The 351-nt window shown below is 66.1% G+C and carries 1 protein-coding gene; it reads right to left on the reverse strand.

What is annotated here, in order from left to right; translation table 11 throughout:
• On the reverse strand, positions 1 to 351 hold a 351-nt coding region (locus CBX98_RS26385; RefSeq protein ID WP_197710258.1), incomplete at both ends, for a YDG domain-containing protein.

Below are 351 nucleotides of genomic sequence, written 5' to 3' on the forward strand. Positions count from 1 at the left end.
GTAGTTGGAGGCAAGGCCTGCGCCGTCGTCATTCAGTGCCAGCGAGCCGAGGCCGGCCAGCGGGCGATCGGTCGCCACGTTCTTGCTACCCAACACGCCCTGGCCACTGAGAATGAGGCTCTCGCCGGCGACACCGGCGATCACGCCGGCGCTGCCGAACATCCCGGCCGAGGCAACCGTGCCGCCATCATAGACACGCGTGCCGTCGAGGTTCAGGACCACCTTGTAGATATCGGCGGCCGTAGTCGCGTTGGTGGTGAGCGTATAGTTGCCGGCGTCCGCACCGGTGAGCACGCCCGCTACGTTGACGGTCTTGCCGTTGCCGGCATTCTTGTCGGCGAAGTTGCCCGT

The organism is Vibrio sp. T9, assembly GCF_003123985.1.
Taxonomy (GTDB): Bacteria; Pseudomonadota; Gammaproteobacteria; order Enterobacterales; family Vibrionaceae; genus Vibrio; species Vibrio diabolicus.